Source organism: Metallumcola ferriviriculae, assembly GCF_035573695.1.
GTDB lineage: Bacteria > Bacillota > JADQBR01 > JADQBR01 > JADQBR01 > Metallumcola > Metallumcola ferriviriculae.
Genome location: NZ_CP121694.1, coordinates 1,648,909 through 1,675,705, shown reverse-complemented (window position 1 = coordinate 1,675,705; position 26,797 = coordinate 1,648,909). Strand labels below are relative to the sequence as shown.

Sequence of the window (26,797 nt, the reverse complement as noted above, 5' to 3'; positions counted from 1 at the left end):
ATTATTCACAACCCGCAGTTTCCTACGGAAATAAACATATTGTCATTTTTTTATGAAATAATGCTTTCTTGGGTGTTTTCCTTACATCTAAAAAAGCGGTTCCAGCTGCTTTAACCGCCGGAACCGCTTTCTTTCGTCTTTTTTAGCTTACTGCCTTGCCATCAGCCAACCCCAATTCCTCAACAGCCATTTTTCGAAGCTTAAATTTCTGTATTTTGCCTGAAGCGGTCATTGGATACTCGTCCATTATCATTACATAGTAGGGAATTTTATGGCGGGCAATTTTGCCTTGGCAAAATTCCTGAACTTCTTTAGGGCTAAGCTCCACGTCCTCCTGTTTTTTGATACAGGCCAGGACCTGTTCTCCATACTTCTCGTCAGGCACACCTAATACCTGAACATCTAATATTTTGGGATTAATGTAAAGAAACTCTTCGATTTCCCGAGGATAAATATTTTCGCCCCCGCGAATGATCATATCTTTTAGTCTGCCGGTTATTGTATAATATCCATCTTCATCCATTGTGGCCAAGTCACCGGTATGCAGCCAGCCATCATCATCAATGGCATTATCTGTTTCCTCAGGCATATTATAATACCCCTTCATCACCAAATAACCACGGGTACATAATTCACCCTGTATTCCCGGTGGTAAGACTTCTCCTGTCACCTGGTCCACGATTTTAGCTTCAACATTAGGCAGCACTCTGCCCACTGAAGAAACCCGACGCTGGATACTATCAGTTCGCCTAGTTTGAGTAATTACCGGTGAAGACTCGGTCTGTCCGTAGGCAATCGTTACCTCATTACAACCCATATCCTCCATTACCTGCTTCATCACTTTTTCCGGGCAGGGAGCGCCTGCCATAATGCCAGTTCTTAAAGTTGAAAGATCTTTAGCTGAAAAGTCCGGGTCAGCCAACTCGGCTATAAACATGGTGGGAACACCATGAACCGCCGTACACCCTTCTTGTTCAATCGCCTTTAACACCGTTTTAGGGTTAAATTCGATAGTGGGAACCATGGCAGCGCCGTTGGCCACACAAGCTAGGGTACCCATCACGCAACCAAAGCAGTGGAAAAAAGGTACCGGTATGCAAAGTTTATCTTTGTTGGATAAACCCATACATTCCGCTACATTTATAGCATTATTTAAGATATTAAAATGAGACAGCATTACTCCCTTGGGAAAGCCGGTGGTGCCTGATGTGTACTGCATATTTATTACCTCGTCATAACGGAGGCTCTGCTGACGCCTCTGCAGTTCCTCGTCAGATGCTTCACCACCCATATTAACGATATCATCCCATGTGTACATTCCTGCTCTTTTCTCCTGCCCAATGTAAATAACATTTTTTAGTTTGGGCAGTTTTTTACATTCTAATCCGCCCGGTTCCCCGGCTGCGAGTTCAGGGCAAATTTCGTAAACCGTATCCACATAACTGGTACCTTTAAAACCGTCTATCAGAATAAGTGTAGTTGAGTCAGACTGTCGTAACAAGTATTCCAGTTCATGAGTACGATAGCTGGTATTAACCGTTACCAATACCGCCCCTATCTTAGCAGTGGCAAACTGAGCTACGACCCATTCCGGGACATTTGTCGCCCATATTGCCACATGCTCACCTTTTTTAATTCCCAACTGCATCAAACCTTTAGCAACTTCGTCAACTACAGCCTGAAATTGCTTATAGTTGTATCGCAGTCCCGTTTCGACATAGACTAAAGCATCTCGATCCCCAAATTCCGCTGCGGTATCATCCAATGTATCTCCCAATGTCTTATAAACTAAATCAGCCATATTTCCACTCCCCTTTGAAAATTATATAATATGAAAATTCCTGTAAAATGTAGACTATTCAGCATATCAGCATTTACCATAAAATCCCTAAACCCGTTTAATCCGCTGCACCCCCTTTTAACCCCAGATAGTGAACATTCATTCACGAGCAGGTAAATTTCTGTAAAGAAATGTTCACAAATGCCGACTCTTAACTAAGAAGCTTCAGGGTTAGAACCCTTCTCTTCCCATCAGTGCGGCCTTGGTTTAATTTGACGAAATTGCGCGAATATACAATAAATTAAATGCAAGGATTATACCAACAAGGAAAGCAGTCTGAAAAGCCGCCCTCCTCGGGCGGCTTGATAACTAACTATTGGATAAACATGCTCAGGTCTTTCATCGTCTGTTTGAAATTCTCTATACTTAAAGACTGCTGCCCGTCACACAGAGCTTGCTTGGGGTTGGGATGTACCTCCACCATCACGCCATGAGCTCCGCAGGCAAGTCCGGCACGAGCCAGGGGCGAAACCAACCGCCAATCTCCACTGGCATGACTGGGGTCTACCATTATCGGCAAGTGACTCAATCCTTTCACCACCGGAATGGCACTGATATCCAGGGTATTCCTGGTGGCAGTTTCGAAAGTTCTAATGCCCCGTTCGCACAAAATTATTTTATAATTTCCTTGAGCCATGATATACTCAGCGGCCATTAGCCATTCATTAATCGTAGCTGAAATACCGCGTTTCAGCATTACCGGCTTACCGGTCTGGCCTATCAATTTAAGCAGCTGGAAGTTCTGCATGTTGCGCGCACCGACCTGGAGGATATCTGCATAATCACAGGCCATCTTCGCGCTGCGCTCATCAATAACTTCGGTAATTACCGGCAAACCAGTTAGGTTGCCGGCTTCTTTTAAAATCTCTAAACCTTCTTCTTCCAGACCCTGAAAGCTATATGGGGAAGTTCTTGGTTTAAAAGCGCCGCCCCTTATGATACTTGCCCCTGCCTTCTTCACTGCTACTGCAGCTTCCAAAAGCTGCTCTCTACTCTCCACCGCACAGGGTCCGGCAATAACTACAGCAGAGCGTCCGCCTATTTCAATACCCTTTACATTTATTACCGTGTCGTCAGGTTTTATTTCCCGACCAGCTAGTTTATATGGCTGCATAATTGGCACCACTTTTTCCACACCGGGCATTCGCTCCAAACCCGGATTTTCCGGTGCCGCGGGAAAACCCACCGCACCAATCACCAATCGGTTTGTTCCCTTAATAATGTGGCTTTGGAAACCGGATACCTCCAAGCGATTAATAAGACTGTCCACTTCGGCTTTTGTAGCATTAAGCTGCATTACTACTATCATAATTACCCCTCCAAATAAATAATGCGCCACAGACCCGTCAACACAGGGACGGAATCTGTGGCGCCTCCGCGGTACCACCCTGATTGGTCAAAACGACCCTCTTAAAGTACTGGATAACCCATAGATATCAAAAAGCTCCCGTCCTAGGGACGAGGTTACTCGTAAACCACCCTAGCGGGAGAGTTCTTATCAACTCGCAGGTACGGGATAATCCTTATACCCTCTTCCTTGTAACGGCGGAAGCTCCGTCTCGCCTAATAGCTAAATCAGCATTCAGCTCACAACTCCCAGGAGAACTTCAACTTAGTGGTCGCCGCCGGGCTTCCACTGTCCCCGGTTCGCTATAGGTTTCCAACCAAATCTACTTTTCCTGTTCATAGTTTTTATAAGTATTTTGTTCATTTAACCACAAGCTGCTAATAATGTCAAGAATATTATCAATGGGTGTGTGGCAGCAGAGTTTAACTAATGTCTAGTTTTGCAGCAATCTTAGGGATCACCAGTTCTTCCTTCTTTATATGCTTTGCCAAAATGTCTATTATGATTTTACCAGCCGCAGCCAATTTGGCCTCATCCAGCGAGTCCACGGCAGATAAGTAATCCTCGAAAGCAACATAAAGTCGACGATGTTCTTCAAGCATTCTATTAATAAAATCCCGTTCTTCTTCGCTTACCTCGGCAATCCGTGCGTAAATCCCCGTTTCTTCATGTTTAAAATGCGGTATTATTACCTCCCGAATCACTCTGGCAAACTCTTCTAACTCTAAATTTAGATGGGTTCTCTTTTCCCCCATTTCAATTTCCTTAATATTGCCCTCCAGTTTTGCCAATAAGCGCATTACAGCCATATGGTCATCATGATAATGTTTCACCCAAGACATAACATTTCACCCCCTGCCATTTAATTATCCCCAAATATCATTAAAAAATTATTTCTAGAACTTTTGCCTTTAATCCTCTTTTAAATACATTTTTTGTGAACTACAGCTTAATTACTTTAACCCTTTAATATTTTATCTTTCAATGTTGTTAATTCCTTACGAGGTTCTTAGCCCGTAAAAAATGCCGCAGCAAACACAAAATATCGCTCTTTGCATATTGTAATTATGAAGATGGAGGTGACAGTCGGTGATAGAGTACCTTACGCAGTTTGATAACATCATACTGTTAGGACTACTGGCAAGCTTAGCGGCAGGTTTAGCAACAGGCGTTGGTTCCATTCCCATATTTTTTACTAAAGACATCCCTAAGGGGTTGATGGATGTATTGTTGGGTTTTGCTGCCGGGATAATGCTGGCAGCGACCTCATTTAGCTTAATTATTCCAGCTATTGAAGCTGCAGGTGGTGGTGTGAAGGCAGCTGCAATTGTTCTGGGGGGGATACTCCTAGGCGGTATTTTCTTAGATAAGGTTGATGCATATTTCCCCGATACCAACCTGCTGAAGGGCCCCGGGCAAAACCATGATAACATGCGGCGCGCTCTAATGTTTACCCTGGCTATTACAGTTCATAATTTCCCTGAAGGGCTGGCCGTAGGCGTAGGTTTCGGTAACGGCGACATCGCCAACGGTATAAGCTTAGCGGTTGCCATTGGCTTGCAGAATATGCCGGAAGGATTAGCTGTAGCTCTTCCTTTGCTCAGAGAAGGCCTTTCCTCAAGAAAAGCATTTTCCATCGCTCTGGCCACTGGTCTGGTGGAACCCATCGGCGGCTTATTGGGAGTGGGACTGGTGCAGATTGCCAATCCCATCCTGCCTTGGGCACTCGCCTTCGCTGCCGGCGCCATGCTCTTTGTCATCAGCCATGAAATCATCCCCGAAACTCAAAAAAACTCTTCTTCAAAGGCAGCCACCCATTCGCTGTTGTTGGGTTTTGTGATTATGATGTTTCTCGATAATGTGTTGGGCTAATGAATTTTTTCTAAAAAACCCTTGACCAAATTAAGAACTTGCATTAAAATGGTAATTGAAAATAGTTATCAATGACAAGGGGTGATTTAACATGTTCTTCAACAACAATATTAAGGATTTGGTGGTTCGAAAGGATCGTAACATCCGTTGGGTACTGGAAAATATCTTGGGAATTGAGTACCATGTCAGCGGCAACCGCTTCTACAAATTATAAAATATACCTAACATGAATTCCTGTTAAAAGAGTCAGGGCATTATGACTGACTCTTTTATATGTCATGTTATATATCTTTTACCCCTTCAGTAACAAGTAATCTTTTCAATACCTGTTTAAGTTCGTAATCGATGTGACTTGCCCTATCCACTAATTGGTATGTGCTTCTAAGTGTATTCCACAAACCAGGGTAAAATGGTATATCCGCACGTTCGAGCAATTTTATATACTCCTGCAAGCTCTGATTATTAAGACCATCCGATAAACGACGACTAGATACGCTAATACGCCAATAACGCACTAACCCGTATAAAATATGGCCGAAACCATAGATGATGCTGATTAGTACAAATAGCACCCCTATAACCACTATCCCCGCAAAGACTATATCCAACCATTTCCCCATGCTTTCACCCGCCCTCATCTGATTAATCTATCTGTATTATGAGTGGCTCTCCTTCAAACAATCTCCCCCGCAATCCTCTTTAGAAGAAACTGCAGGCAAATAAATATGAAATGCCACTCCCCTTCCCTGGCTGGAGTCCACGATAATGTGCCCCCCGTGTTTCTTTACAATCGAATAGGTCACAGCTAAGCCCAAACCACTACCGTGTTCTTTTGTAGTAAAATATGGGTCAAATATCTTCTGCAAATTGTCTTGGGACACACCTGGCCCCTCATCCCTAAAGGTAATGCGCACATAGCTGCCTGCTTCTCTGGCAGTAATACTCCGTGGCCAAACAGTGACATTCTCAGCGGATACATAAACGTTACCCCCGTTAGACATAGCTTGAACCGCATTAATAACTACATTATTTATCACCTGACTAATCTGACTTGGATCTGCTTCAACCAACCGCAGGTTGTCAGCTATGTCAAACTTGCATTTTACGTTGGAACCGCTTAAAGCAAGGCTGATCGTTTCTTTTAACAGGTGCCCAAATGCCAGTCTCATCTTTACCGGTTCGTCACCCTTGGCAAACGCTAACAGACCGCCGGTCAAATCCTTAGCCTGAACAGCCGCCTTTTCAATTTCTGATAATCTATCTAACATAAATGCAGCCTCGTCCAAATTTCCTTTGGCTAAAGAAACATTGCCTAAGATTATGGTAAGAATGTTATTAAAATCGTGAGAAATCCCTCCGGCCAGGAATCCGATAGATTCTAACTTGCTTGACCGGAGAACTTCTTCTTCTAATCGCTTACGTTCGGTTATATCCCTAACTACAGTTTGTACTGCAGGTTTTCCCTGGTGTACGAATGGAATTGACTTCACTTCCACGTCAACAGTGTTTCCATCGGCACGAAATACCTTGAATTCTGTCAGAGGAGCTGTTAGGCCCGACAGAACCATCCGGATACGCTGTTTGGACGCCTGATGATAATCGGGATGTAAAAATTCTCCTATTGATTTGCCCATCAGTTCAGTTGTTGATTTAATCCTGAAAAATTCCGCCGCCACCTTATTGGCAAAAACGATAACTTCGTCACTATGAACTATAATTACATCGGGTGATAATTCAACCAGCTGTCGATAACGTCCATTACTTTGTCTCAATTCCTCTTCGATTTGCTTTTGTTTGCTTATTTCCTCCACTAACCGCTGATTTGCTGCCGCCAGCTTCGTAGTTCGCTCAGCTACTAATTTCTCCAGTTGGTCACGATGTCGGCGCAGATCATTTTCCACTTCATGACGCATACCAAATTCCCGGCGCAATTTCAAATACAATAACCCACCGGTAAGTAATACATAAAATACACCTTTGAAATTTTGTAGTTTGGTAATAGCTACCGTATCCTTAAAGATGGACGCCAGCAGCCAATCGGACACCAAAATCCACATTGCTGCAAAAATCATGTAATAAAACACTAATCTAAAGGCCAAAGACAGCCTTTTCATAATAATACCTCCGGTATAATCTTAACCACTTTCTCGTTGACCCGCCTCTGGCAGTAAGTTAGTTAATAGATAATATTCGTCAAAAAACAACATTTTCCTTGAAAACTCGGGAAAATCAGTCTAAATATTAAATACGCCCCCGGCGTACCGGAGGCGTATCGTCGAAAAATTTATTCAATCTTTTGTTCCTTATCATCAACGTTTTCCTCTTTCTCTCTAGGAGGCTCAATTGATTTGTAATCCCGCCGCTTAAACCAGGGCTTCTGGGTACCAAACTTGGTGTCGATGGTCAATCCAAGGGCAAATAACGTCACAATTAATGATGTAAGCAGGCCCAGGAATGGTACGAGTTTTATCAGCCAAAGCAGTAACACACCAACTAGAAGTTCTAAAAATATGTTTATGTTTAACGATGCGGTCTGCCTGGCTCGGTGGCCAATAAATAGTGCCACTGCAACATAACCAATAAATTTTGTGCCAATAAATACGAGGATTATCACCGGAACCAGTGGCAAACCGATAAGTGATAATGCAGTAACAAGTACTAATACTGGCATTAGTACCAGAGCCAAGAGCCCTATCATAAGTTTTCTAAAAGGATCGGTTCCCAGTTCCACCGCCATTGTTTTAATATGGTTAGGCATCAATGCCAGCACTAAAGAAGCTAATGCGAAAAGAATAACTGCATTAAATATCTTAAAGCTCCAGTCAAAGCGTAAGCCTCGCAGACCTATGTTAAGATTACTAAGACCCGCCTGGGATACGAAATTGAATGTGCCGGGACTATTAGTCTCAATCGTCTCTCCATTAATTTGAGCATTAGGTCCTTTGGTGATGCTGCCCAGCACCGAAACCACATCACCATTAACTACATTATTGAGCGCAATATTGCCCATCACGGCAACTACATCGCCATCCACCCTGCCATCAACATCGATGTTCCCCATCACCGCTACCACATCACCTTTTACCACCCGCTCTTGGGGAATATGGATATTGCCCATTATCTTTACGATACTATTACCATCATCCACATCCACCACGGCATTTCCTATTATTGCAGATAAATTATCAGCATCTACCACTGTTTGCCCCGCCATTCCCACTGGTGCGGCAAAAGCATAGCCGCTAACGGCAACAATCATCACAGCGACAACAACCATTAACAATAACATTTTTTTAATCATCATTAGTTCCCCCAATCATAATTAACTGCCAAATACTTGATCAATAACCACTGAACCAAAAGCACCATTAATGATACCGTTACTAGTAGTGATGGTTGGGCAATTGATTCTAAAAGAGTACCCAAACCCGCAGCAAAATGACGGGCCACCACAAACAAAGCATTGACAAAAGTTTGCAGAGCAACCCATACATCCGTGCCCAACTCCCAGTAGACTTTAACAGCATCCAATGTTGGCCCAACATTCTGTAGCATCAGTGGTAGATACAAGTACCCTGTTGCTGATAAAACCAACAGGATACCAGTCAAATGCATAAAGTGGCGCTGGCGAATTTTACTTGTAAAATCTACATCCGGAAGGTGTGACATTACGTCAGCTGTCAGGTCTTCTCTAGGCCGGATAGAAACCTCATCCAGTTCGTCATAAAGCTCTTTATACTGCTCAAGTGTTACCTGACAATCTTTGCAGTTACGGATATGCCGAAAAAATGCAGCAGCTTCTTCAGTAGGCAGCTCGTTATCCAAATATGCAATTACTATAGTTTCATCACACCGGTTCATCCGGTCACCTCCATTCTTACCAATTTTTCTTTTAGTTTTTTTCTGGCCTGGAATAATCTGTTCTTCACTGTATGGTTTGGCAGACCCAAGGTCTTCGAAATTTCTGCGTAAGAAAGACCATTTAAGTGATGTAGTGCCAAAATCGCCCTTAAGTGAGATGGGAGGGCATCCATCGCTTTTATGATTTCCGACCTTGTTTCATCCCGATACGCGGTTTCCTCAGGGTTACCCCGGTCACTTTCAAATTCACTCAAGAAACTCTGTTCAGTTGGAATTTCTTTACTTTTTCGGAGGAAATCCAACGCCGTATTTTTAGCTATCTGGTATAACCACGAGGAAAACTTATGCTGGGAATTGTACTTCCAGAGATTTTTATAAACCTTAATAAAGGTTTCTTGGGTGAGGTCATTTGCTTCTTCATAATTCTTTACCATGCCGTAGATGTACATCACCATCGGTTTTTTGTATCGATCAACCAGCAGCGAAAAAACCTCTTTGTCTCCGGCCAGGCACTGATTGATTATTTCCTCATCATCCCTGTGTGACATCATCTTCATCCCTTCCCACCATCTATAAGGTAATACGAGCCACGGCATAAAAAGTTTTATTTTAAACTAAGTTTTTTTACCCTGCCGGGCCTTTATCTATTCTTGCCCACAGCACCGTTTCCTCCATAAATTAGTAATTTAACCATTTACAGTATAGTAGCAGGTCTAGAATAAAGAATATGTGAATGGAATAAAATAACCGCCACAGGGCTACTAGTTCAGATTTATTTAAAGTCAGCTAAAGGAGCATCCCTATGGAGATAATTGACGCACACCTCCACTATTCTGCAGTCCAAGTATTCCAGCAAGCGGCAGAAGAAAAATCAGAAGTAGACTATTCAAAAATCGGACTGGAAAGTATAATGTCAGAATGTAAAATAAGCGCCGCAGTAGGAATGGGCCTAGCAGAAGCAACTCCCGGATTATTCCCTGATGTTGATACAATCAATCCTATGGGCCTGGATTTAGCAGATAACCCGGAAAAACTTTATACTTGTTTGGGAATAAACCCGGTACGCCTTAAGTATGACCGGGGTGAGCAGGAATTATCACGGTTGGAAAACGCCATAGAAAAAAGCAAAGTAGTGGGCCTAAAAATCTACCCGGGCTACTTCGCTTTTGATGCAAACGCTAAAGTCTACCAACCGGTCTATGAACTGGCCAAGGCATATAACCTGCCAATTATTATTCACTGCGGCGATACTTTTTGTGATAAAAGTTTTTTAAAGTACGCGCACCCGCTATCGACCAATCAAGCTGCCATACAACACCGAAAAATCAACTTTATTCTTGCCCATTTCGGCAATCCATGGGTTACTGACGCAGCTATGGTTATATCTAACAACCCCAATGTCTTCGCAGATTTATCAGGTATAGTAATCGGAACCGCCCAAGATATCCAAAAAGCCCTAAACAACCAACCGGTGATAAATAACCTCAAAACAGGTCTGGCCTATGTGGACAATTATGAAAAATTCTTGTTTGGCAGCGATTGGCCCCTAGTGCAGTTAGCGCCCTATATTGAATATGTGAAACAGCTAGTGCCGGAAAAACACTATGATAAGGTGTTTTATAAAAATGCCTTGCAATTATTCACCAAAATCAATTAATTAGGGTCACACAAATTCAGTCATCAGTTTATCTAAGAGTTGTTTATCTGCAGTTAAATCTTGATGTACGGGAACAGCATCCCCACTCCTCGTCAGCAATTTGCCGTACCTTTGTTTTTCTTTTTGATAAACTATCCCAGTAACCAATTCATTTTTTTCTGCAACTACATTTATAGCTTTTAATCGGTCATCAGGCGAATATCCTTGGTCTTTTTCTAGATTATACAGTCTTTCCCGGTACCATTTCATTGTATTCACCTTATTATAAGTAACACATGTAGAAAGCGCTACAATCAGCGAAAAACCTTTATACTTAATTCCTGCCTGAATCAATCGTGCAAGCTGCTTGGGGTCACCGGAATAACCTTGGGCTAAGAAACCCACTCCTGCACTTAGTGCCAGCTGCAAAGGCGGCACAACTTCTTCAACGCTGCCACCGGGAGTTGTCTTTGAGACAGTACCAGTAGGACTAGTTGGCGATGTCTGGCCCTTGGTGAGACCATAAATGTGATTATCAATAATCACATAGGTGATATCGACATTGCGACGCATTGCGTGCATAAGATGATTTAAGCCGATACCCAGTCCGTCGCCATCACCGCCCACGGCCACTACGGTCAAATTATTATTTGCAAGTTTGACACCTTGAGCCACAGGCAAAGCACGCCCATGAATTGCATGAAACCCATAGGAATAAAGATAACCGGATATCCTTCCTGAGCAGCCAATACCAGTTATGGCAGCTATATTATGGGGCTCTAAATCAAGCTCACTAAAGGAGCGGGTCAAGGCATTAAGTACCGAAAAACCGCCGCAGCCCGGACACCAATTGGGCTTCACACTTTGAATAAACTCCTTTGCTTCAACCATTATACGCCCCCCCTAACCTGCTCATATATTTCCAAGGGCATAAATGGACGACCGTCATACTTACGAATAGGCATAGTTTTACGGTCATACGGACTGAACATATTAAGAAGGTGCTGCAATTGACCGGTTGCATTATTTTCGATGATAAAAATATTTTTTGCCCCTTCCATATTAAAATCCATCTCAGCAATGGGGAAGGGCCAGACTATCTTCAACTGCAGATGGCCTACCGCAAATCCCTCATCCTCTAACATCTGCCGCGCTTCATCGATAGCACCAAATGTTGAGCCGTACCCGACCAAAAGATAATCCGGCTGAGCCGGGCCTTGATAATGTGTGCTATTGGGCAGCATATCCGGAATCTTAGTCAAACGCTTATCCATCATAGCAATTCTGAGAGCCGGACTTTCCGTCGGCATACCTGTCTCATCATGCTCAAGACCCGTCACTTTATGAATCCCGTCCCGGGTACCAGGTATGGTGCGGGGAGACAGTCCTGATTGAGTAAAGGCATAGCGTTGAAATAATGCTCCAGGCTCCAAGGTTTCCTCCGGCTCATCAAGCAGCTTACCCCGGAATACTTTCAGTTTCGTGACATCGAAAGGTTCTACAGTCTGCTTACCTAGAGATAAGGCAACATCTGACAGCACAATTACCGGACACTGATACTTTTCTGCTATATTAAATGCGCGAGCCGTCTGATAGAAGCACTCCGAGACAGTATTAGGTGTCATCACTACCTTAGGTATTTCACCGTGGGTACCCAAAATTGCTGACAGCAAATCGCTCTGCTCATGTTTGGTAGGCAGCCCGGTACTTGGACCTGCACGCTGGGCATCTACTATAACAATCGGCGTTTCTGTCATACCTGCCAGTCCGATAGCTTCAGCCATCAGTGAAACTCCGGGCCCAGACGTTGAAGTTATCGCTCTTGCACCGGCATAAGCTGCGCCGATGGCCATAGTAACAGCAGCTATTTCGTCCTCGGTCTGAACGACAACACCGCCGACATCCGGCAATGTTCTGCTTAGGTACTCCATAATTTCCGTCGCCGGTGTGATAGGATACGCCGCCAGGAAACGGCAGCCCCCCATCACTGCTCCCAAAGCCGCAGCATGGTTACCTATCATAAATAATCGGGAATTGCCATCCCCTGGTTTTAAAGGCAGCCGCCCCGATAACCCTGCATCCACGGCCCAATGATAGCCCGCTTTAACGGCACCAATATTCAGATTTACAATAGCATCACCTTTTTTCCCAAAACGGTCTCTCAATCGCTCGGAAAAGACCTCCGGGTCCATATTCATTACCGCTGCGGATACTCCCAGCGCTACCATATTTCTCACAATACGATTACCTTGTTCTTCTGCCAGTTTAGCTAATGGTGCAACCACCACATTGTGGCGGGTACGAGTATTGCCGATATCTAGGTCTTCATCAGTAATTAGGAGGCCTTCGGGCACCAGAGCATGTTCTCGGGTAGTGAAGCTTTGCTGATCCAGGGCAATCAGGATATGTAGTTTGTGACTGATAGCCCCCACTGGATTATGACTGATACGAAGGCGATATTGGGTATGCCCGCCTTTAATGCGGGAAGAAAACTCCCGATAACCATACAAATAGTACCCCTGTCCGTTAAGAGCAGAAGCCAAAACGTCCCCGGTAGAATCAATTCCTTCGCCCTGCTGACCGGCTATCTGCCATACCAGCTCATGATACGGAGACCTAACGTGAATATTACCACCCATATTTCTCCTCCTTTGTTTAAAATACTTTCTTTCTACCTAACGATCTTAACTTATTGTAACAAAAAACTTGCATGCTAATCCATGAGCTATCGCACACTTTTCTAAAAATTTCAACTATTTTTACCACAACTCCCCGAATTATGACATTTCATGGGGGGTAAAAAGTTCCTTATAAAAAGTTTAAGCAGGCAACTGCCTGCTTAGCAGCCTGTATCTCAGCCGCATCCTTTTTCTTTAATTTTTAAAATATCCTCTTTAATGATTGAAACCAAGCATCCGGTACCTTTAGTTACGAAGATAGCACCCTGCTGACAATTGAGCTGGCACGCACCGCATTCAATACACCTGTCTTCATACAATAACCGGGCTATACTACCTTCCATACCAATAACGCCATGAGGACAAACATGGGTGCATACGGAACATCCTGTACATTTTTTCTCAGAAATACTAATCATTCCTACCACCTCCTAAAATACAACATACAGTACCAAAGCCAAAATATAGGCAATCACAATCACCGGCAGAAATGCGGCTATCTCTTCACGCACCCTAGAATAATTGCTGATGGGACTATTGCCGGTATAGCCAAGGCCCACCAATATGGCAGTAGCAAAAATAAAGGGCGCCAGATAGCAATTTGCTATTAACGCTGTAGGCGAAAACAGACTATAATAACCGGCAAATAACACTACCATAATGATTCCTAGAGAAATTCCCTTCGTGGCAAATAACTTACCAGGCAAGTATGGAAAAAGCAGCGGATAAAAAAAAGCCAGCCCTACCGCAATCATAACAATAATTTGGTCTAACCACCCAAGGGTAACAACATAAATGCCGAGGAAATTATAAAAAAATTGAATTGCTGTCGGTACCGCAGTAAAAAAACGTTGTTCAAGATTGAAGCGAACTTTATCTTCTGTACGATGACGCAGTACCGTACCTTCAAGATAAGTGGGTAAATCCTTAGCATAAAGCGGCCCGATAACCGGCTTGATACCAGCACTGCGCAATTCGTTAAGCTTTACCCCCGCCATAGAAAATTTCGGTAGGATTAGCCGGAGGCTTTCCTCACCTGCTAACAGATGGCAAGCCCGAGCCTTTTCAATGATTTCCACCGCAGAAAACTTGCCTTTTCCAGAAGAACACCACACATTTATACCTTCTGTATCAATGACCAGTATCCTTACATTACGATTTCCTAATCGCCGCCTTAGTGAAAAAAGAGTTAAAAAATAATTTCCTGTTACCAGTAGCGGCGCTTCAGGGTCATAAGTGCCCATATAATACACACCCGGAGTAATGGTGAAGGTACGCGTAAATAAAAAAAGCCATGCAGTCAACGCTTTAGCATACCCAATTACATCTACCGACACCGGCAGTGCTACAAACTCTGTTTGTAATGTCTTGTCGGGCACAAATTTACGTCTGCGCAGCAGGTTCCAAATCACTGCCAGCGGTAAAAATATAAGTAGCATTTGCAGCCAAGTCATAACTCATCAAACCCTCCCCCATCAAATTATTACAATTTAATTATACAATAACTGCATCATAATAAAAAGCAATGTTAACACCTTTAACTCTTCCGCGCTTTTTACCAACCTACAAGGTATAATATCGTTTTAATAGGGAAAATTAAGGTTAATATTAAAGTGGGGTGATTTCTTGGAAACTATTAACAAAACAGCTTTGTTCTTAGTAATCGTTGGTGCTCTGAACTGGCTGCTGGTCGGTCTTTTCAGTTACGACTTGGTGGCAGCGCTGCTTGGTGGACAGACATCTCTTCTTAGCCGAGTGGTGTATACATTGGTAGGAATTTCCGGCATCTGGGCTATAGGCTTGTTATTTAAAGACTTCACTGACACCAGAGCATAATTAGTAAGAGCACAAAAAAACCCGCTGTTAACGGCTATACGGCGGGTTCTTTAACTTTTTCACCTTACACTAAAGCTACTGCCATTTTATCGTAACTTGGTCACCACCATGAACCATAGTAGTAAATCCGGCTGCGGACCCATTAACCTGCATTAATAATTTACTGCCGGTAGTTGGCGGCATAGGATCGAAATCGATATAGTTAAATAAATCTGTCAAAATTACGCCGTCTTTTTTTAATTCTACCGGTTCTTCGTTCACTAAGATATTGCCAAAAGAATTGGACTCATTTGAACCAAGAACCACTTCGACTTTATCATCTGATGCCGCTATGATATTCTCATCCGAATGCTCTCCATTTATGAAAACTTGATAATTTTTTAGAGGTATCTTCATGAAATTTAATATTTCTTTGGCGGTACGCGGATAAATAACTTTCATCTCCGCCTTATCTGTTACCAATGCTGCCCCATCCGCTTCAGTGCCATTAATTATAACTTTAGGCTCGATTAAATGGATTTCACCATTTACTATAACCTGGCGTGTAGGAAATTTACTATTAATCAATTCCTTAACAGTGGCCCTAGCGTCCTGCCCTCTCTCCCCCGGGGATATCTCAAGAAGATAGCCATTCGCCACTTCCGTATCTAGAGTTGCATCATTACCGTTTACCGCTATAGACGCAGGTGCACCTAAACACCCTTTTATGATATGAGTTTCACCATTAACTGTGATTGATAAGCCCATCCCCGGTCTGCCATATAACTGTCGCGCATTTATTCCCGCAGCCAGTAATGCGTCTGCAACCGTCCCTTTACCATTTTCACTAATCAGGCGGACAGGCCGACCATTTACTTTGATGTCCGAGAATTCCAGTGCTCTGTTATACTCCCATGAAGCGGCAATACCGATAGGAGTGACTGCTTGAGGACCGATGAGAACTTCCTCCTGTCCTTCCACCGCCAACGCCTCCCGCCCCCTAACTGCTACACGGCTGCCGGGCAGGGATAATTTTTCCGCCAGCATTTCAGTCAGAAGCGGTGTCTGACTGCCGCCACCGATAGCTATTACTGCCTGAGGAGTCTTTTCATTTACCTCCAACACACCAGCAGCAATTTTTTGGGCCAGATCATCGATAGCGGGTTTGATGGCAGCGGTAACCTCCCGGGCACTTACTTGGTGATCTACCCCAACAATATCTTGAAATTCAACCACTTCGCAGCCGACGGACAGACTACGCTTTACTCTTTCACCCGTATGAAAATCCAATAAATAATGTTCGCATAGTGCTTCAGTAATTTCATCCCCCGCTGCCGGCACCATCGCGTAACCGGTAACTGTACCCTTATTAGTTACGGCAATATCCGATGTCCCCGCACCAATGTCCACCAGTGCAATATTTATCTGCCGCATACTGGCCGGTATAATTATATTTAACGCCGCAATAGGTTCCAATGTTAAGCTACTCAATTCCAGTCCAGCCTTTTGAACCACATTAACCAGAGAATCAACCACTACCCTTGGAAGAAATGTAGCAATTATTTCGACACCAATTTCATTGCCGTATTGACCGGTCAGTTTAGCTATGGGCTGTCCATCCAATTGATACCTAACTACGCTGTAACCGACACAATGATAATCAGCCAAACGCTCTTTACTTTCAGTTAGTTTTGTCTGAGCGGCTTGTACTGCCTCAATTTCTAGAGCCAATACTTGGTTATCGTTAATTTCTTGGATAGAATTAATCGCCTTAATTACAGCAGCCTTAGTGGTCTTTAAAGCCCGACCGGCAGCAGCCACCGCAACCTTAGGTAATTTTGAGTCTGTGGCTTTTTCCAGCGTTTCCTTTACCTCCATTACCAGTCCGGCAACCTGCGGCACATCGTGAATTTGCCCGTCTAGCATTGAGCGTTCCCTATGTTCCCGTATTTCTGCAGCCAGTACTCGGGGCCTATGCTGGGTAATTTCCAGGATTAACCCGACCACAGTTCGGGTACCGATATCAAGTGCAAATATTTTCTCAGTCACCTTAACTCACTCCAATTTACTTTTCGAGACAATATTCGACTTAATACCATAACATTCCTGCAAAGGATTTTTTTGAAAGGAAACTAGACTGCGAATAAAAAAAAGAAAGGTTGCAAGTTTTATTGCAACCTTCCGCTATTTTAGCATTATTACTATTACACTAGCTTACGCATTAATGGTTTCTCCAGGAAGCGATGATTTTCCATCTTCCAAGTCATGAAAACAGCGTTCAACATGCTCTTCTTTTATGGGCTGTGTCACTAAACTAACCCCGATAAATACTGCCGTTGAAATAGGCAGGCCAATGATTAACGGATCTACCACAGTCCATGGGAACCCTAACAATGCAGGTCTCCCCAGCAGCGCCTGTACCAGGCCAACAGCCGCAGCTTCTTTGGCATGGACAAAAAGTAATAAAAATGTAACAACAACGGCACCTGAAACCATACTAGCCACGGCCCCGCTGCGAGTGGCACCCTTCCAGTATAACGCTCCGACATATATCGGTAAGAATGTGACCGCGCAGGTACCAAAAAAGAAGGCAGTAGCAATGGCAATAATCCCCGGCGGCAGTACAAAGCTCAGCCAAACAACTGCAACCAGTGCCACCAGTATTCCTAGACGATTAATCAAAAGAGAATTTTTTAGCTTCCTCCCCGGCCCGTAAAATGCTCCAAAAATATCGTGGGTGAGTGAAACGCCTTGAACATGGAACTGACTGCTCAAAGTTGACATCGCCGCAGCAAGCATGGCCAGCAGGAATAAATAGCTGAACCATTGAGGCATAATGGATTTTAAAAACGCGGGAATAATCAAATCAACATTGCCGTTTGCTACACTGGCAATCGCTATCTTGCCTGTCTCCTGAACAAACCAGACATTACTCAACGGTCCCACAATAAATGCCACTCCGGTCATCATGAAAATGAAAATACCGCCCATGAGTACAGCCCTATTCATCTGCTTAGGACTTCTAACTGTCAGGTAACGGACCACCAACTGTGGTTGAGCTAAGACACCAATACCTACTCCCAAGATAATTGTGGAGACCTGGGTCCACCAAAGGGGGGAGCCAAATTTGGGCATAGCAGTCCACCCCTGATGCCCGCCGGCCTTAAGCGAATCAGGAACCATTGACGCTAAATTAGTTAACGCCTGATGCGCAGGAACAATGCCCCCCAGTTTGACATATGTAGTTATCAGCATAATCAGCATAAAAATAAACATCAGCACTGCCTGAAAAGCATCTGTATAGACCACACCGCGCAGGCCGCCCCACATTACATAGGCCGCGACGATTCCCGAAAGCACCATTACAGCAACAGCATAATCAACACTCAAGACACCTTCCATAAAACGGGCTCCGCCAATCAACACAGCCGCAGCATAAACGGGCAATATTATAAAAACTTGGCTGGCCACAAAACCTCGAATGAAGCGGGATTGGTAACGCTGCCCTAAAAATTCTGCCAGCGTATAGGATCCTAAAGCCCGCCCCATAAGCAAAGTTCGTTTACCAAAGAAAACGAAGGCAATAAAAATACCCACAAAAATATTAAAAAAGGTTAGCCATAACAGACTCATCCCAAATAATCCCGCCACACCGCCAAAACCAACTATTGCTGAAGTGCTAATAAATGTCGCACCATAAGACATAGCTAAGACAAAAGGGTTAACGTCGCCTCCGGCAATCAAATAATCTTTATCTTCTTTGGTACGACTGTAACCCATATAACCCAAAATTCCTGTAATACCGAGATAGATAACCACCAAAATCCATAAAAGTGCTAAATTCATTTACATCCCTCCTAGGTGTCCTTGTTCCAGTTTATAACGCCGTAGACCACACATAGAATAACTGCAAAAACCGAAAATACATACGCCGAGATAATCTGAACATCTGAAAAGCCAAGCATATCGTTACCCCCTTGAATAAAGCTATTGAATTCAGCCAGGTATATCACTTCTTTTTTTGAATATAAAAAAGCACCCCGCGAAAGAGTGCTAAAATTAGACACTATACCCCCTTCCGTTCTACCATGCTACCGATAAATTAATTAGACCATAGCCCATTCTACCGTAACTACCTGACTTACGAATTAGTATACCATGCAATGAAGTTAATGCAAGGAAAATTGTCAAAATATTTAAAAATTTATTTTTTATTCTTATTGTAACGAGCCCGATCAGCTTCTTTGAGCAATTTTTTCCGCAGCCTGATGGCATCGGGCACCACTTCTACCAATTCATCATCTGCGATAAATTCTAAAGCCTGTTCAAGATTAAACTGCCGTGGTGGTGAAAGCCTCACTGCATCATCGGAACCGGAAGCTCTTACATTAGTCATTTTTTTGCTTTTACATGGGTTTACTGTTAAGTCTTCTTGCCTGCTGTTCATACCGATAATCATGCCCACGTAGATTTCAAGCCCAGGGCTAATAAACATTACTGCCCGGTCACTTAAAGCATCCAGGGCGTATGCCATCGAGGTGCCGGCGGTTTGAGAGATTAATACTCCATTTAATCTCTGAGGAATTTCACCCTTATATTCCTCATAGCTGTCAAAAGAGCGTACCATCGTGCCTTCCCCCCGAGTATCATTGATGAACTCACTTCTAAATCCCAACAATCCTCTGGTTGGAACCATGTATTCGAGCTTAATGTAATCGTTTTCCACATTCATGGCGGTCATAAGGCCCTTTCGCAAATTTAATTTTGATATCACTATGCCTTGGTAAATACTGGGCATGGTGATAATAACCTTCTCCATCGGTTCCATTAACTTGCCGTTTTCCTGATGCATGAGTACCTCCGGTTTGGATACTGAAATCTCGTATCCTTCCCGACGCATATTTTCCAAAAGAATAGATAAGTGCAGTTCACCCCGGCCAGAGACTTTGTAGCCTTCAGTGGTATTCAGGGGTTCCACCCTCAATCCCACATTTACCTCTAATTCTTTTTCCAGCCTACCCTTTAAGTGCCTGGTAGTGACAAACTTCCCGCTTTTACCGGCAAATGGCGAATCATTTACCAGAAAGTTCATAGACAAAGTGGGCTCTTCAATTTTTATCATTTCCATTGGCTGGACTTGATCTTCATTGCCTACCGTTTCGCCGATAGAAATATGCGGTATACCTGCAATTACAGCAATATCCCCGCTGACAGCTTCACTTTTTGGTACCTGATTTAACCCTTCATAGACCAATACCTTCGCAATTTTAGCCCTGACGATGCTGTTATCTCGTTTATATATTGATACATTCTGACCTTCTTTAACAGTACCCTTATATACCCTGCCAATACCCAGTCTACCAATGTAATCATCATATGCCAGCGCCGAAATTTGCAACTGCAGCGGCTCTTCATCTAAATTAGGATAAGTACTAACATGATCCAGTAGAGTTTCGAATAGCGGCGATAAATCACTGCTCTGATCTTCCATCTCTTTTTTGGCTACACCTTCTTTAGCTACACCGTAAATTATTGGAAAATCTAACTGTTCTTCAGACGCATTTAACTCTATGAACAGGTTAAACACCTCATCCACCACTTCATCGGCTCTTTGGTCTTTCTTATCTATCTTATTAATAAATAATATTGGGCGCAGGCCCAGTTCTAAGGATTTCTGAAGCACAAACCGAGTTTGCGGCATGGGACCTTCTGCAGAATCCACCAGCAATACCACCGTATCAACGGTTTTTATCACTCGCTCTACTTCTGAAGAGAAATCGGCGTGCCCAGGAGTATCGACAATATTAATCTTGTTTCCTTTGTACTGTATCGAACACGTCTTGGAGTAAATTGTAATGCCCCGCTCCCTTTCCAGGTCATTATTATCCATTACACAATCTACTACCGCCTCATTTTCCCGAAAAACCCCACTCTGATTAAGGAAAGCATCTACCAGTGTAGATTTTCCTGCATCCACGTGGGCAATAACAGCTATGTTGATAATACCTTCTCGTTTCAAAATTCTACTTCCTCTCTATAAAAAATAACCAGTATACAGACAACATTCTCTATTTTACTCCAGTAGCGGTAAATAATCAATAAAATCGCGATTTATGCCACCCAAGAACGTATGCTTTTCGAATGATATAAAGAAATTGGGTTGATCCCCAATCGGAATCAACCCCCCTTAATAAACTGCTATTTCGATTCTCTGCGAAAAAAGTTTCTACTTATTATATTCATTTGGCGCTTGCTGCTGTTCCCTTTGAGCTATTTTCTGTTCAGCTTTTTTTGCTGTTTGTTGTTTCCCCACTTGGCCTACTTCCTGCATATATTTCTGACTCTGCTGCTTCACTTGTTTGGCTTTGGGGTCTTTATTTTGTTTTTTAGCCATTTTTGCCTGCCTCCTTAAAATTGAAGTAATTTTTTTGCTCATTAATAAGGTTCCCCAAAGTCAGACAATTAATTTAAGCTAAATTTTCCAAAAAATATCTAGAGATTTAACATTTTTATAAGTTTATTTTTATTAGCTTCAAAACCTAATATGACTTCTTTACCCACAATAATAGTCGGTACCGCCATTCGTCCGTGTTTTTCAACTAATTCTTCCCTGTTGGTTTGATTATCAATATCTTTCCAATTTATCTCGATATCCTTGTCAGCAAAGAAACTCTTTGCCGCCCGGCAATCACTTCATGTTTCCGATGAATAAATGGTGATTCCTTTGTTTTTACTAAAAAGCTTTTGTAGGAAACCCATTGTTAAATCTCTCCTTTAATTATCCTATTCTTTTCCTTTCACCATACCTAGTAAGGCTCGGTACGGGCCTGGTGTCCCCGGCGGTACAAAACCTACCCGGTCACCGGGTTTTACCTGTCCATCATCCATAGGCATTGCCAGGCCGTTGATAAAAACTGCCTCTATCAAATCCAACGGTAGGTCCAGCTTTTCTGCAAGTTCCCTTGCAGAACATTCTCGGTCCAGTCGAAAATAATGGGGAAAAGCCCACTTTCTCTCATCACAAATCTTCTTTAGAAAAGAAAAGCATCTTACTTCAACAGGCTGCACTGTGCCGTTTCCCATATTATACCCTCCAACTATAATTTACTACTATCTATTATAATACACTTATTCAGAGGCGACAATTCCAGCAAGTCTCTGATAGCATAACCCCAATACTGTGTCAGTTATTGGGCGCTACCCCTTTAAAGCCCGGGTGGCGTTGAGTACCGCCAGAAGCGCGACACCCACATCGGCAAAAACCGCTTCCCACATAGTGGCCATACCAAATGACCCTAATACAACAAACACACCTTTTATTCCTAATGCCAATACAATATTTTGCGTAATTATCTTCTTAGTATTCCTTGCAACACTTACAACAGCAGCCATTTTGGACGGTGCATCATCCATAATCACAACGTCTGCAGCCTCAATCGCCGCATCGGACCCTAACCCGCCCATAGCCACACCAATGTCTGCACGGGTAATCACAGGTGCATCATTAATACCATCACCAACGAATGCTAATTTGGCCTTGTGATTGATACCTTCCATTAACTCCTCTAGCTTCGAAACCTTATCCTCAGGCAGAAGATTTGCATATACCGCGTCTATGCCTATTCTTGATGCCACCTTCTCAGCAACGGATTGGTCATCCCCAGTCAACATTACAGTCTTCCTGACACCTAGTTTTTTAAGGTTTGCCACCGCCTCCACAGCATCTTCCTTAATTTCATCCGCGATGGTGATATACCCTAAAAATTTTCCGGCTACGGCCACATAGACGACAGTTCCTTCGACATCGCAGCAGTCTTTATGCTTTATGTTCTCGCGATGAAGCAGCCGATCGTTCCCAGCAATAATTTCTTTGCCTTCATAGCTTGCTTTAATGCCATGGCCGGATATCTCCTGGTAATCTCTAATTCTTTCCCTATCAATGTCTCCTTGATATACCTCGATTATTGACTTAGCTATTGGGTGATTTGAGTTTACTTCAGCAATAGCAGCATATCTTAATAATTCATCATCGGCACACCCGTCATATGTCTTAATTTCCGCAACCTGAAAAACACCTTTGGTTAACGTCCCTGTCTTATCAAAAACTACAGTATCAAGCTTTGTCATGGCCTCTAAGAAGTTTGCTCCCTTGATTAATATGCCTTTCTTAGAAGAGCCGCCAATACCGCCAAAGTATCCTAATGGGATGGACACTACTAGTGCACAAGGGCAGGAAATTACCAGGAGAATCAATGCTCTATACAACCATTCCGAAAAAGTTGCTCCAGTTATCACTAATGGTGGAATAACTGCCAACGCTAAGGCACCAAAAACCACAACGGGTGTATAATATTGAGAAAACTTAGTGATAAATTTTTCTGTGGGTGCTTTTCTACTACCGGCATTTTCCATCAGATCCAAAATTTTCGCAACGGAAGAATCTTCAAAAACCTTAGTAACCCTAACGGTCAATAAACTACCGGTGTTTATCATCCCAGCCAAAACCCCTTCTCCCAATTCAGCTTTTCGGGGTACTGACTCACCGGTTAATGCAGAAGTGTCAAGAAATGATGTTCCCTCTTCCACCGTACCATCTAATGGTACTTTCTCGCCGGGTTTAATGACAATAATATCGCCAACATTAACTGTATCCGGTGATACCTTTTCCAGGTCACCATTTGTTTTAAGGTTAGCATATTCAGGCCGAATGTCCATCAATGCTTTTATTGAACGTCTGGATCGATTAACAGCAACATCCTGAAAGAATTCCCCCACGTAGTAAAACAGCATTACCCCAACTGCTTCAGGCAATTGGTGAATGGCGATTGCGCCCACCGTGGCAACAGTCATCAGGAAATTTTCGTCAAAGAGGTTGCCCCTAAAAACGTTTCGAACTGCTGTAGATACCACATTCCAACCTACTAAAAAATATGCGCTAAGTAAGACAATGTATTCCCCAACGTGATATGGCGTATTGTAAAGACGTTCATTAAATATCAAGCCCACAGTTAACAGAAATAAAGAAATAGCCATAATAAGCACTGGCTTCTTAATGCTTTCGTCTTTACCTGCAGTATCTTGATTAGCTCCATCTTCTGTCAATATCACACCGGGTTCAATACCATCTATTATATTTTGAGCTTCATTTAACTTCTTGGGATCAAGTAATATAGTGCCTGCAGCAAAGTTAACTGCAGCATCTTTCATCCCCTTATTTCGCAGCGAATCCTCTATTTTTTGTGCACAGCTGGCACAGTCCAAACCCGCCAAAGTATATTTAACCAAACTACTCTGTAATGCTTTTGTCTCTGACATAGATGTCACGCTCCAATACCTTGAATATTTGAATAGTTGTTCATATAAAACATTACAATAACCAAGTAGTTTTTGTCAATACTTATAGTTTGTTTCCATGCCTTATTAACTTATGCTTTAATCCGCTGCCATAATTTCTAAGCAAGTTTTTCCTCTGTTATGACTCATATTTTTTACTTGACCATAAAAAGGACAATAAAAAAATATACCGATAGGGATTAAGCTATAAATGCCGTTAAAAGTGGATATATTTCCCAGCGTACCTCTTCTTAATTTGAGGAAACATAATAGAAAATGGTTTGTAACTTAAGGGAGGAAAAAATATGCTTGAAAATCTAGACCATTACAGAAAGAAGCTGTTAGCTGCCAAAAAGCAGGCCAAACAAGAAATACGCAATATCAACGAAGGCGGATTATCTAATTCTTTCAAGGATTCCACCAGTGAACTCTCTTCATATGACAACCACCCTGCTGATAGTGGGACGGAAACTTTTGAAAGAAGCAAAGATTTTGCCCTAAGGGAAACATCCCGTATTTGGCTTTCCAAAATTGACAACGCGTTGAAAAACATTGATGAAGGTACCTACGGTAACTGTGCTAAATGTCATCAACCAATTGCTAAAGAACGTCTGGATGTAGAGCCAGAAACTGACCTTTGTATTGAATGTAGACGGGATTCCGAGGGGCATGGTAACCCCGATGTGCGCCCGGTCGAGGAAAAGGTAATTTCCATGCCATACGGCGGCGAACCCGGCGACGTACTGGGCGACGCGGACCAAATCGAATATGACGGCGAAGACACCTGGCAGGACGCCATGCAGTATACTGAGCACGCAGAACGTGCCCGGGCCGGTGCTTATTATGGCGGCGCTGACGAAAACGAAAACATTGGGCAGGTAGAGCCGGTTGAAGGGATTCCCTACTTTAGAGGCGCAGACGGGGTAATCTATGAGGACGTTTACGGATTAGATGACGAGAGTGCCCCTGAAGAAGTAGTTAGGGGCGACAAAGGCTGGGACAAGGTTCGGCCCAATAAAAAGAAATAAACTATTTGTATCATTTCTACCTGGGTTAAAAAAATACTCCTGCAAGTAACCTTACAGGACTTAAGAGTTTGGAACTTATTTTTTCATTGGCCAGGGTGGTGAAGCGGGTTTTGCTATTCTGCCAGGAATTGCTCCGGTTATTGGTCTCACCGGATCGGGTCTTGGGTCGTAGTTCATGTCACCGGTTCCAGTTTCCGGCGGCTCAAAGGTTATAACTACCACATCATAAGGCCATGCCGACTGGTCAAGGTTAAAAACGTTTACAAAAACACCCAAACCATTTGGCAAGGTTAATCCTGTATCCCTTAGAAGCCCCGTAGTAATAGGATATTCCGAACTGTCTAAGGTTGGGTGAGCAATCCCCCCAAATTCCGGATGAACACTGGTTGCGGATGAATACTTTCCTTCAGGTGGTTGGTCCACTAGCCACCCCTCGTACTTCCAACCGCTAAAACCTATCATGTCTGGTTTCGGTGCTATCATAATCACTTCCAAAGATAACGGGTCATTCTTACTCAACTGGGCAAAGCCAAATGCATCACTAAACAGTGCAACCGGGTCAACACTATATTTTGTGGCGAATTTCCCAGTTGGATCAGTGGCCACACCTGTCTGCCCCTCGGGCAGCAACAGAAAGTTCACTTCATGTCTCATTTATGAATACCTCCTTTATTTATAAGGTATTCAATATCAAGACAATGGTGACAAGTCGTTATATATGGTTTTAATAATTTCCTTTTAAAGTACTTGACGTCCGGCAATTGGTAAAAATGCTGCCCAGTGTAGAAGTTTAAATTACATTCCATTCTACCTTTATTATGTTCTAAATGTTGGCTCCTCGTGTAAATATGCCTTTAACTTTCCATATTCAAAAAAACTATCATACAGGTCCATTTCCTGTATCAAGAATCTCCGAAAATCTTCTCTCAAATAAGACCCGTTTGCCCTCTGATAATTAGAAACATGCTTAAACATGAAATTGGCCATACCATTATAAATTTCCCTATATATGTATTTATCGGTTACCGTGTTTATATCAATTACAATATTGGCTTCCTCAGGTGGCTTGCTGGGCATTGGGATACGAAATTCTCTCATTAATTTCTCTAATGTTTCTTTTTGTGAGGAAAGTACTTTGATACCATCCTTTATAATCTTCTTAAGATCTTCATCTTTCGCTAATTCAAAAAGGGTTTTTGAGGTGATTAAAGCATCATACCTCATCTCGAGGGTTGTCCAAAGGGAATACGCCTCCCCTAAGGAAATCATTTCCTGTTTCTCCCTAGAGCCTTTTCCTATATAACCAATGCGTTCAGAGAATTTCATTATTTTCATAAGGCCGCTCCTAACCGTATTGTGATTAAAATTAACCCAATATAATACATT

General features: G+C 43.0%; 27 protein-coding genes. 5 read left to right on the top strand and 22 right to left on the bottom strand.

The genetic code is table 11. The features are described from left to right. Nucleotides 1–142: 142 nt before the first annotated feature. The 3 genes from MFMK1_RS08460 to MFMK1_RS08450 form a co-directional block, all read right to left on the bottom strand. Nucleotides 143–1,801: an AMP-binding protein gene (locus MFMK1_RS08460; RefSeq protein ID WP_366924674.1), complete on the bottom strand. Its 1,659-nt coding sequence runs from the start codon at nucleotides 1,799–1,801 to the stop codon at nucleotides 143–145. Between the two features lie 352 nt (nucleotides 1,802–2,153). Further along, nucleotides 2,154–3,149, bottom strand: coding sequence for a 3-deoxy-7-phosphoheptulonate synthase (gene aroF / locus MFMK1_RS08455; RefSeq protein ID WP_366924673.1), 996 nt, complete (start codon nucleotides 3,147–3,149; stop codon nucleotides 2,154–2,156). A gap of 461 nt (nucleotides 3,150–3,610) precedes the next feature. Beyond that, nucleotides 3,611–4,030 carry a hemerythrin domain-containing protein gene (locus MFMK1_RS08450; RefSeq protein ID WP_366924672.1) on the bottom strand — a complete coding sequence of 140 codons (420 nt, stop codon included), beginning with the start codon at nucleotides 4,028–4,030 and terminating at the stop codon, nucleotides 3,611–3,613. 247 nt (nucleotides 4,031–4,277) lie between these two features. Here MFMK1_RS08450 and MFMK1_RS08445 point away from each other — a divergent pair, with 247 nt between their 5' ends. Then, nucleotides 4,278–5,060 carry a ZIP family metal transporter gene (locus tag MFMK1_RS08445; protein ID WP_366924671.1) on the top strand — a complete coding sequence of 261 codons (783 nt, stop codon included), beginning with the start codon at nucleotides 4,278–4,280 and terminating at the stop codon, nucleotides 5,058–5,060. A gap of 91 nt (nucleotides 5,061–5,151) precedes the next feature. Then, nucleotides 5,152–5,274: a hypothetical protein gene (locus tag MFMK1_RS08440; RefSeq protein ID WP_366924670.1), complete on the top strand. Its 123-nt coding sequence runs from the start codon at nucleotides 5,152–5,154 to the stop codon at nucleotides 5,272–5,274. A 67-nt stretch (nucleotides 5,275–5,341) separates the two neighbouring features. Here the strand turns inward: MFMK1_RS08440 and MFMK1_RS08435 are convergent, their stop codons facing one another. From MFMK1_RS08435 to MFMK1_RS08415, 5 genes are all read right to left on the bottom strand, one after another. Then, nucleotides 5,342–5,680 carry a hypothetical protein gene (locus MFMK1_RS08435; protein WP_366924669.1) on the bottom strand — a complete coding sequence of 113 codons (339 nt, stop codon included), beginning with the start codon at nucleotides 5,678–5,680 and terminating at the stop codon, nucleotides 5,342–5,344. Nucleotides 5,681–5,716: 36 nt separating this feature from the next. Next, nucleotides 5,717–7,174: a two-component system sensor histidine kinase NtrB gene (locus MFMK1_RS08430; protein WP_366924668.1), complete on the bottom strand. Its 1,458-nt coding sequence runs from the start codon at nucleotides 7,172–7,174 to the stop codon at nucleotides 5,717–5,719. A gap of 170 nt (nucleotides 7,175–7,344) precedes the next feature. Further along, nucleotides 7,345–8,364 carry a DUF8173 domain-containing protein gene (locus MFMK1_RS08425; RefSeq protein WP_366924667.1) on the bottom strand — a complete coding sequence of 340 codons (1,020 nt, stop codon included), beginning with the start codon at nucleotides 8,362–8,364 and terminating at the stop codon, nucleotides 7,345–7,347. Beyond that, the gene (locus MFMK1_RS08420; protein WP_366924666.1) at nucleotides 8,364–8,921 is read right to left on the bottom strand and encodes a zf-HC2 domain-containing protein; all 558 of its coding nucleotides are present in this window, start codon (nucleotides 8,919–8,921) and stop codon (nucleotides 8,364–8,366) included. The genes MFMK1_RS08425 and MFMK1_RS08420 overlap by 1 nt, the downstream gene beginning before the upstream one ends. Then, nucleotides 8,918–9,478 carry an RNA polymerase sigma factor gene (locus MFMK1_RS08415; RefSeq protein WP_366924665.1) on the bottom strand — a complete coding sequence of 187 codons (561 nt, stop codon included), beginning with the start codon at nucleotides 9,476–9,478 and terminating at the stop codon, nucleotides 8,918–8,920. The genes MFMK1_RS08420 and MFMK1_RS08415 overlap by 4 nt, the downstream gene beginning before the upstream one ends. A gap of 245 nt (nucleotides 9,479–9,723) precedes the next feature. On the opposite strand from MFMK1_RS08415, the gene MFMK1_RS08410 reads away from it, so the two are divergent. After that, complete coding sequence (locus tag MFMK1_RS08410; RefSeq protein ID WP_366924664.1) at nucleotides 9,724–10,578, top strand: amidohydrolase family protein; 855 nt, start codon at nucleotides 9,724–9,726, stop codon at nucleotides 10,576–10,578. A 6-nt stretch (nucleotides 10,579–10,584) separates the two neighbouring features. Here MFMK1_RS08410 and MFMK1_RS08405 read toward each other — a convergent pair whose 3' ends face one another. The 4 genes from MFMK1_RS08405 to MFMK1_RS08390 all read right to left on the bottom strand — a co-directional run bounded on the left by MFMK1_RS08405 (nucleotide 10,585) and on the right by MFMK1_RS08390 (nucleotide 14,689). Beyond that, nucleotides 10,585–11,448, bottom strand: a complete 864-nt coding sequence (locus tag MFMK1_RS08405) for a 2-oxoacid:ferredoxin oxidoreductase subunit beta (protein WP_366924663.1) — start codon at nucleotides 11,446–11,448, stop codon at nucleotides 10,585–10,587. Then, nucleotides 11,448–13,196, bottom strand: a complete 1,749-nt coding sequence (locus MFMK1_RS08400) for a 2-oxoacid:acceptor oxidoreductase subunit alpha (RefSeq protein WP_366924662.1) — start codon at nucleotides 13,194–13,196, stop codon at nucleotides 11,448–11,450. Before MFMK1_RS08400 ends, MFMK1_RS08405 begins: the two co-directional genes overlap by 1 nt. Nucleotides 13,197–13,411: 215 nt before the next feature. Next, on the bottom strand, nucleotides 13,412–13,654 hold the full coding sequence (locus MFMK1_RS08395) for a 4Fe-4S binding protein (RefSeq protein WP_366924661.1): 243 nt from the start codon (nucleotides 13,652–13,654) through the stop codon (nucleotides 13,412–13,414). Between the two features lie 12 nt (nucleotides 13,655–13,666). Then, nucleotides 13,667–14,689 carry a hypothetical protein gene (locus MFMK1_RS08390; RefSeq protein WP_366924660.1) on the bottom strand — a complete coding sequence of 341 codons (1,023 nt, stop codon included), beginning with the start codon at nucleotides 14,687–14,689 and terminating at the stop codon, nucleotides 13,667–13,669. A 172-nt stretch (nucleotides 14,690–14,861) separates the two neighbouring features. On the opposite strand from MFMK1_RS08390, the gene MFMK1_RS08385 reads away from it, so the two are divergent. Then, the gene (locus tag MFMK1_RS08385) at nucleotides 14,862–15,071 is read left to right on the top strand and encodes a DUF378 domain-containing protein (protein ID WP_428846294.1); all 210 of its coding nucleotides are present in this window, start codon (nucleotides 14,862–14,864) and stop codon (nucleotides 15,069–15,071) included. Nucleotides 15,072–15,146: 75 nt separating this feature from the next. On the opposite strand, the gene MFMK1_RS08380 is transcribed toward MFMK1_RS08385, so the two are convergent. The 8 genes from MFMK1_RS08380 to MFMK1_RS08345 all read right to left on the bottom strand — a co-directional run bounded on the left by MFMK1_RS08380 (nucleotide 15,147) and on the right by MFMK1_RS08345 (nucleotide 24,365). Continuing rightward, nucleotides 15,147–17,099, bottom strand: coding sequence for a cell division FtsA domain-containing protein (locus MFMK1_RS08380; RefSeq protein ID WP_366924659.1), 1,953 nt, complete (start codon nucleotides 17,097–17,099; stop codon nucleotides 15,147–15,149). 165 nt (nucleotides 17,100–17,264) lie between these two features. Continuing rightward, the gene (locus MFMK1_RS08375) at nucleotides 17,265–18,896 is read right to left on the bottom strand and encodes a sodium:solute symporter family protein (RefSeq protein ID WP_366924658.1); all 1,632 of its coding nucleotides are present in this window, start codon (nucleotides 18,894–18,896) and stop codon (nucleotides 17,265–17,267) included. An 11-nt stretch (nucleotides 18,897–18,907) separates the two neighbouring features. Further along, nucleotides 18,908–19,117: a symporter small accessory protein gene (locus MFMK1_RS08370; protein ID WP_366924657.1), complete on the bottom strand. Its 210-nt coding sequence runs from the start codon at nucleotides 19,115–19,117 to the stop codon at nucleotides 18,908–18,910. Between the two features lie 137 nt (nucleotides 19,118–19,254). Then, nucleotides 19,255–21,072: a translational GTPase TypA gene (typA, locus tag MFMK1_RS08365; RefSeq protein WP_366924907.1), complete on the bottom strand. Its 1,818-nt coding sequence runs from the start codon at nucleotides 21,070–21,072 to the stop codon at nucleotides 19,255–19,257. Between the two features lie 204 nt (nucleotides 21,073–21,276). After that, the gene (locus tag MFMK1_RS08360; RefSeq protein ID WP_366924656.1) at nucleotides 21,277–21,444 is read right to left on the bottom strand and encodes a hypothetical protein; all 168 of its coding nucleotides are present in this window, start codon (nucleotides 21,442–21,444) and stop codon (nucleotides 21,277–21,279) included. A gap of 98 nt (nucleotides 21,445–21,542) precedes the next feature. Then, the gene (locus MFMK1_RS08355; RefSeq protein WP_366924906.1) at nucleotides 21,543–21,680 is read right to left on the bottom strand and encodes a thioredoxin domain-containing protein; all 138 of its coding nucleotides are present in this window, start codon (nucleotides 21,678–21,680) and stop codon (nucleotides 21,543–21,545) included. Between the two features lie 153 nt (nucleotides 21,681–21,833). Further along, nucleotides 21,834–22,133 carry a MoaD/ThiS family protein gene (locus MFMK1_RS08350; RefSeq protein WP_366924655.1) on the bottom strand — a complete coding sequence of 100 codons (300 nt, stop codon included), beginning with the start codon at nucleotides 22,131–22,133 and terminating at the stop codon, nucleotides 21,834–21,836. Nucleotides 22,134–22,247: 114 nt separating this feature from the next. Continuing rightward, the gene (locus MFMK1_RS08345; RefSeq protein WP_366924654.1) at nucleotides 22,248–24,365 is read right to left on the bottom strand and encodes a heavy metal translocating P-type ATPase; all 2,118 of its coding nucleotides are present in this window, start codon (nucleotides 24,363–24,365) and stop codon (nucleotides 22,248–22,250) included. Between the two features lie 323 nt (nucleotides 24,366–24,688). Here MFMK1_RS08345 and MFMK1_RS08340 point away from each other — a divergent pair, with 323 nt between their 5' ends. Then, nucleotides 24,689–25,411, top strand: a complete 723-nt coding sequence (locus MFMK1_RS08340; RefSeq protein WP_366924653.1) for a TraR/DksA C4-type zinc finger protein — start codon at nucleotides 24,689–24,691, stop codon at nucleotides 25,409–25,411. Between the two features lie 75 nt (nucleotides 25,412–25,486). On the opposite strand, the gene MFMK1_RS08335 is transcribed toward MFMK1_RS08340, so the two are convergent. Further along, entirely contained in the window at nucleotides 25,487–26,065 is a 579-nt protein-coding gene (locus MFMK1_RS08335) for a hypothetical protein (RefSeq protein WP_366924652.1), read from the bottom strand. Between the two features lie 162 nt (nucleotides 26,066–26,227). Beyond that, nucleotides 26,228–26,746, bottom strand: coding sequence for a DUF3231 family protein (locus MFMK1_RS08330; RefSeq protein WP_366924651.1), 519 nt, complete (start codon nucleotides 26,744–26,746; stop codon nucleotides 26,228–26,230). Between the last annotated feature and the right edge of the window lie 51 nt (nucleotides 26,747–26,797).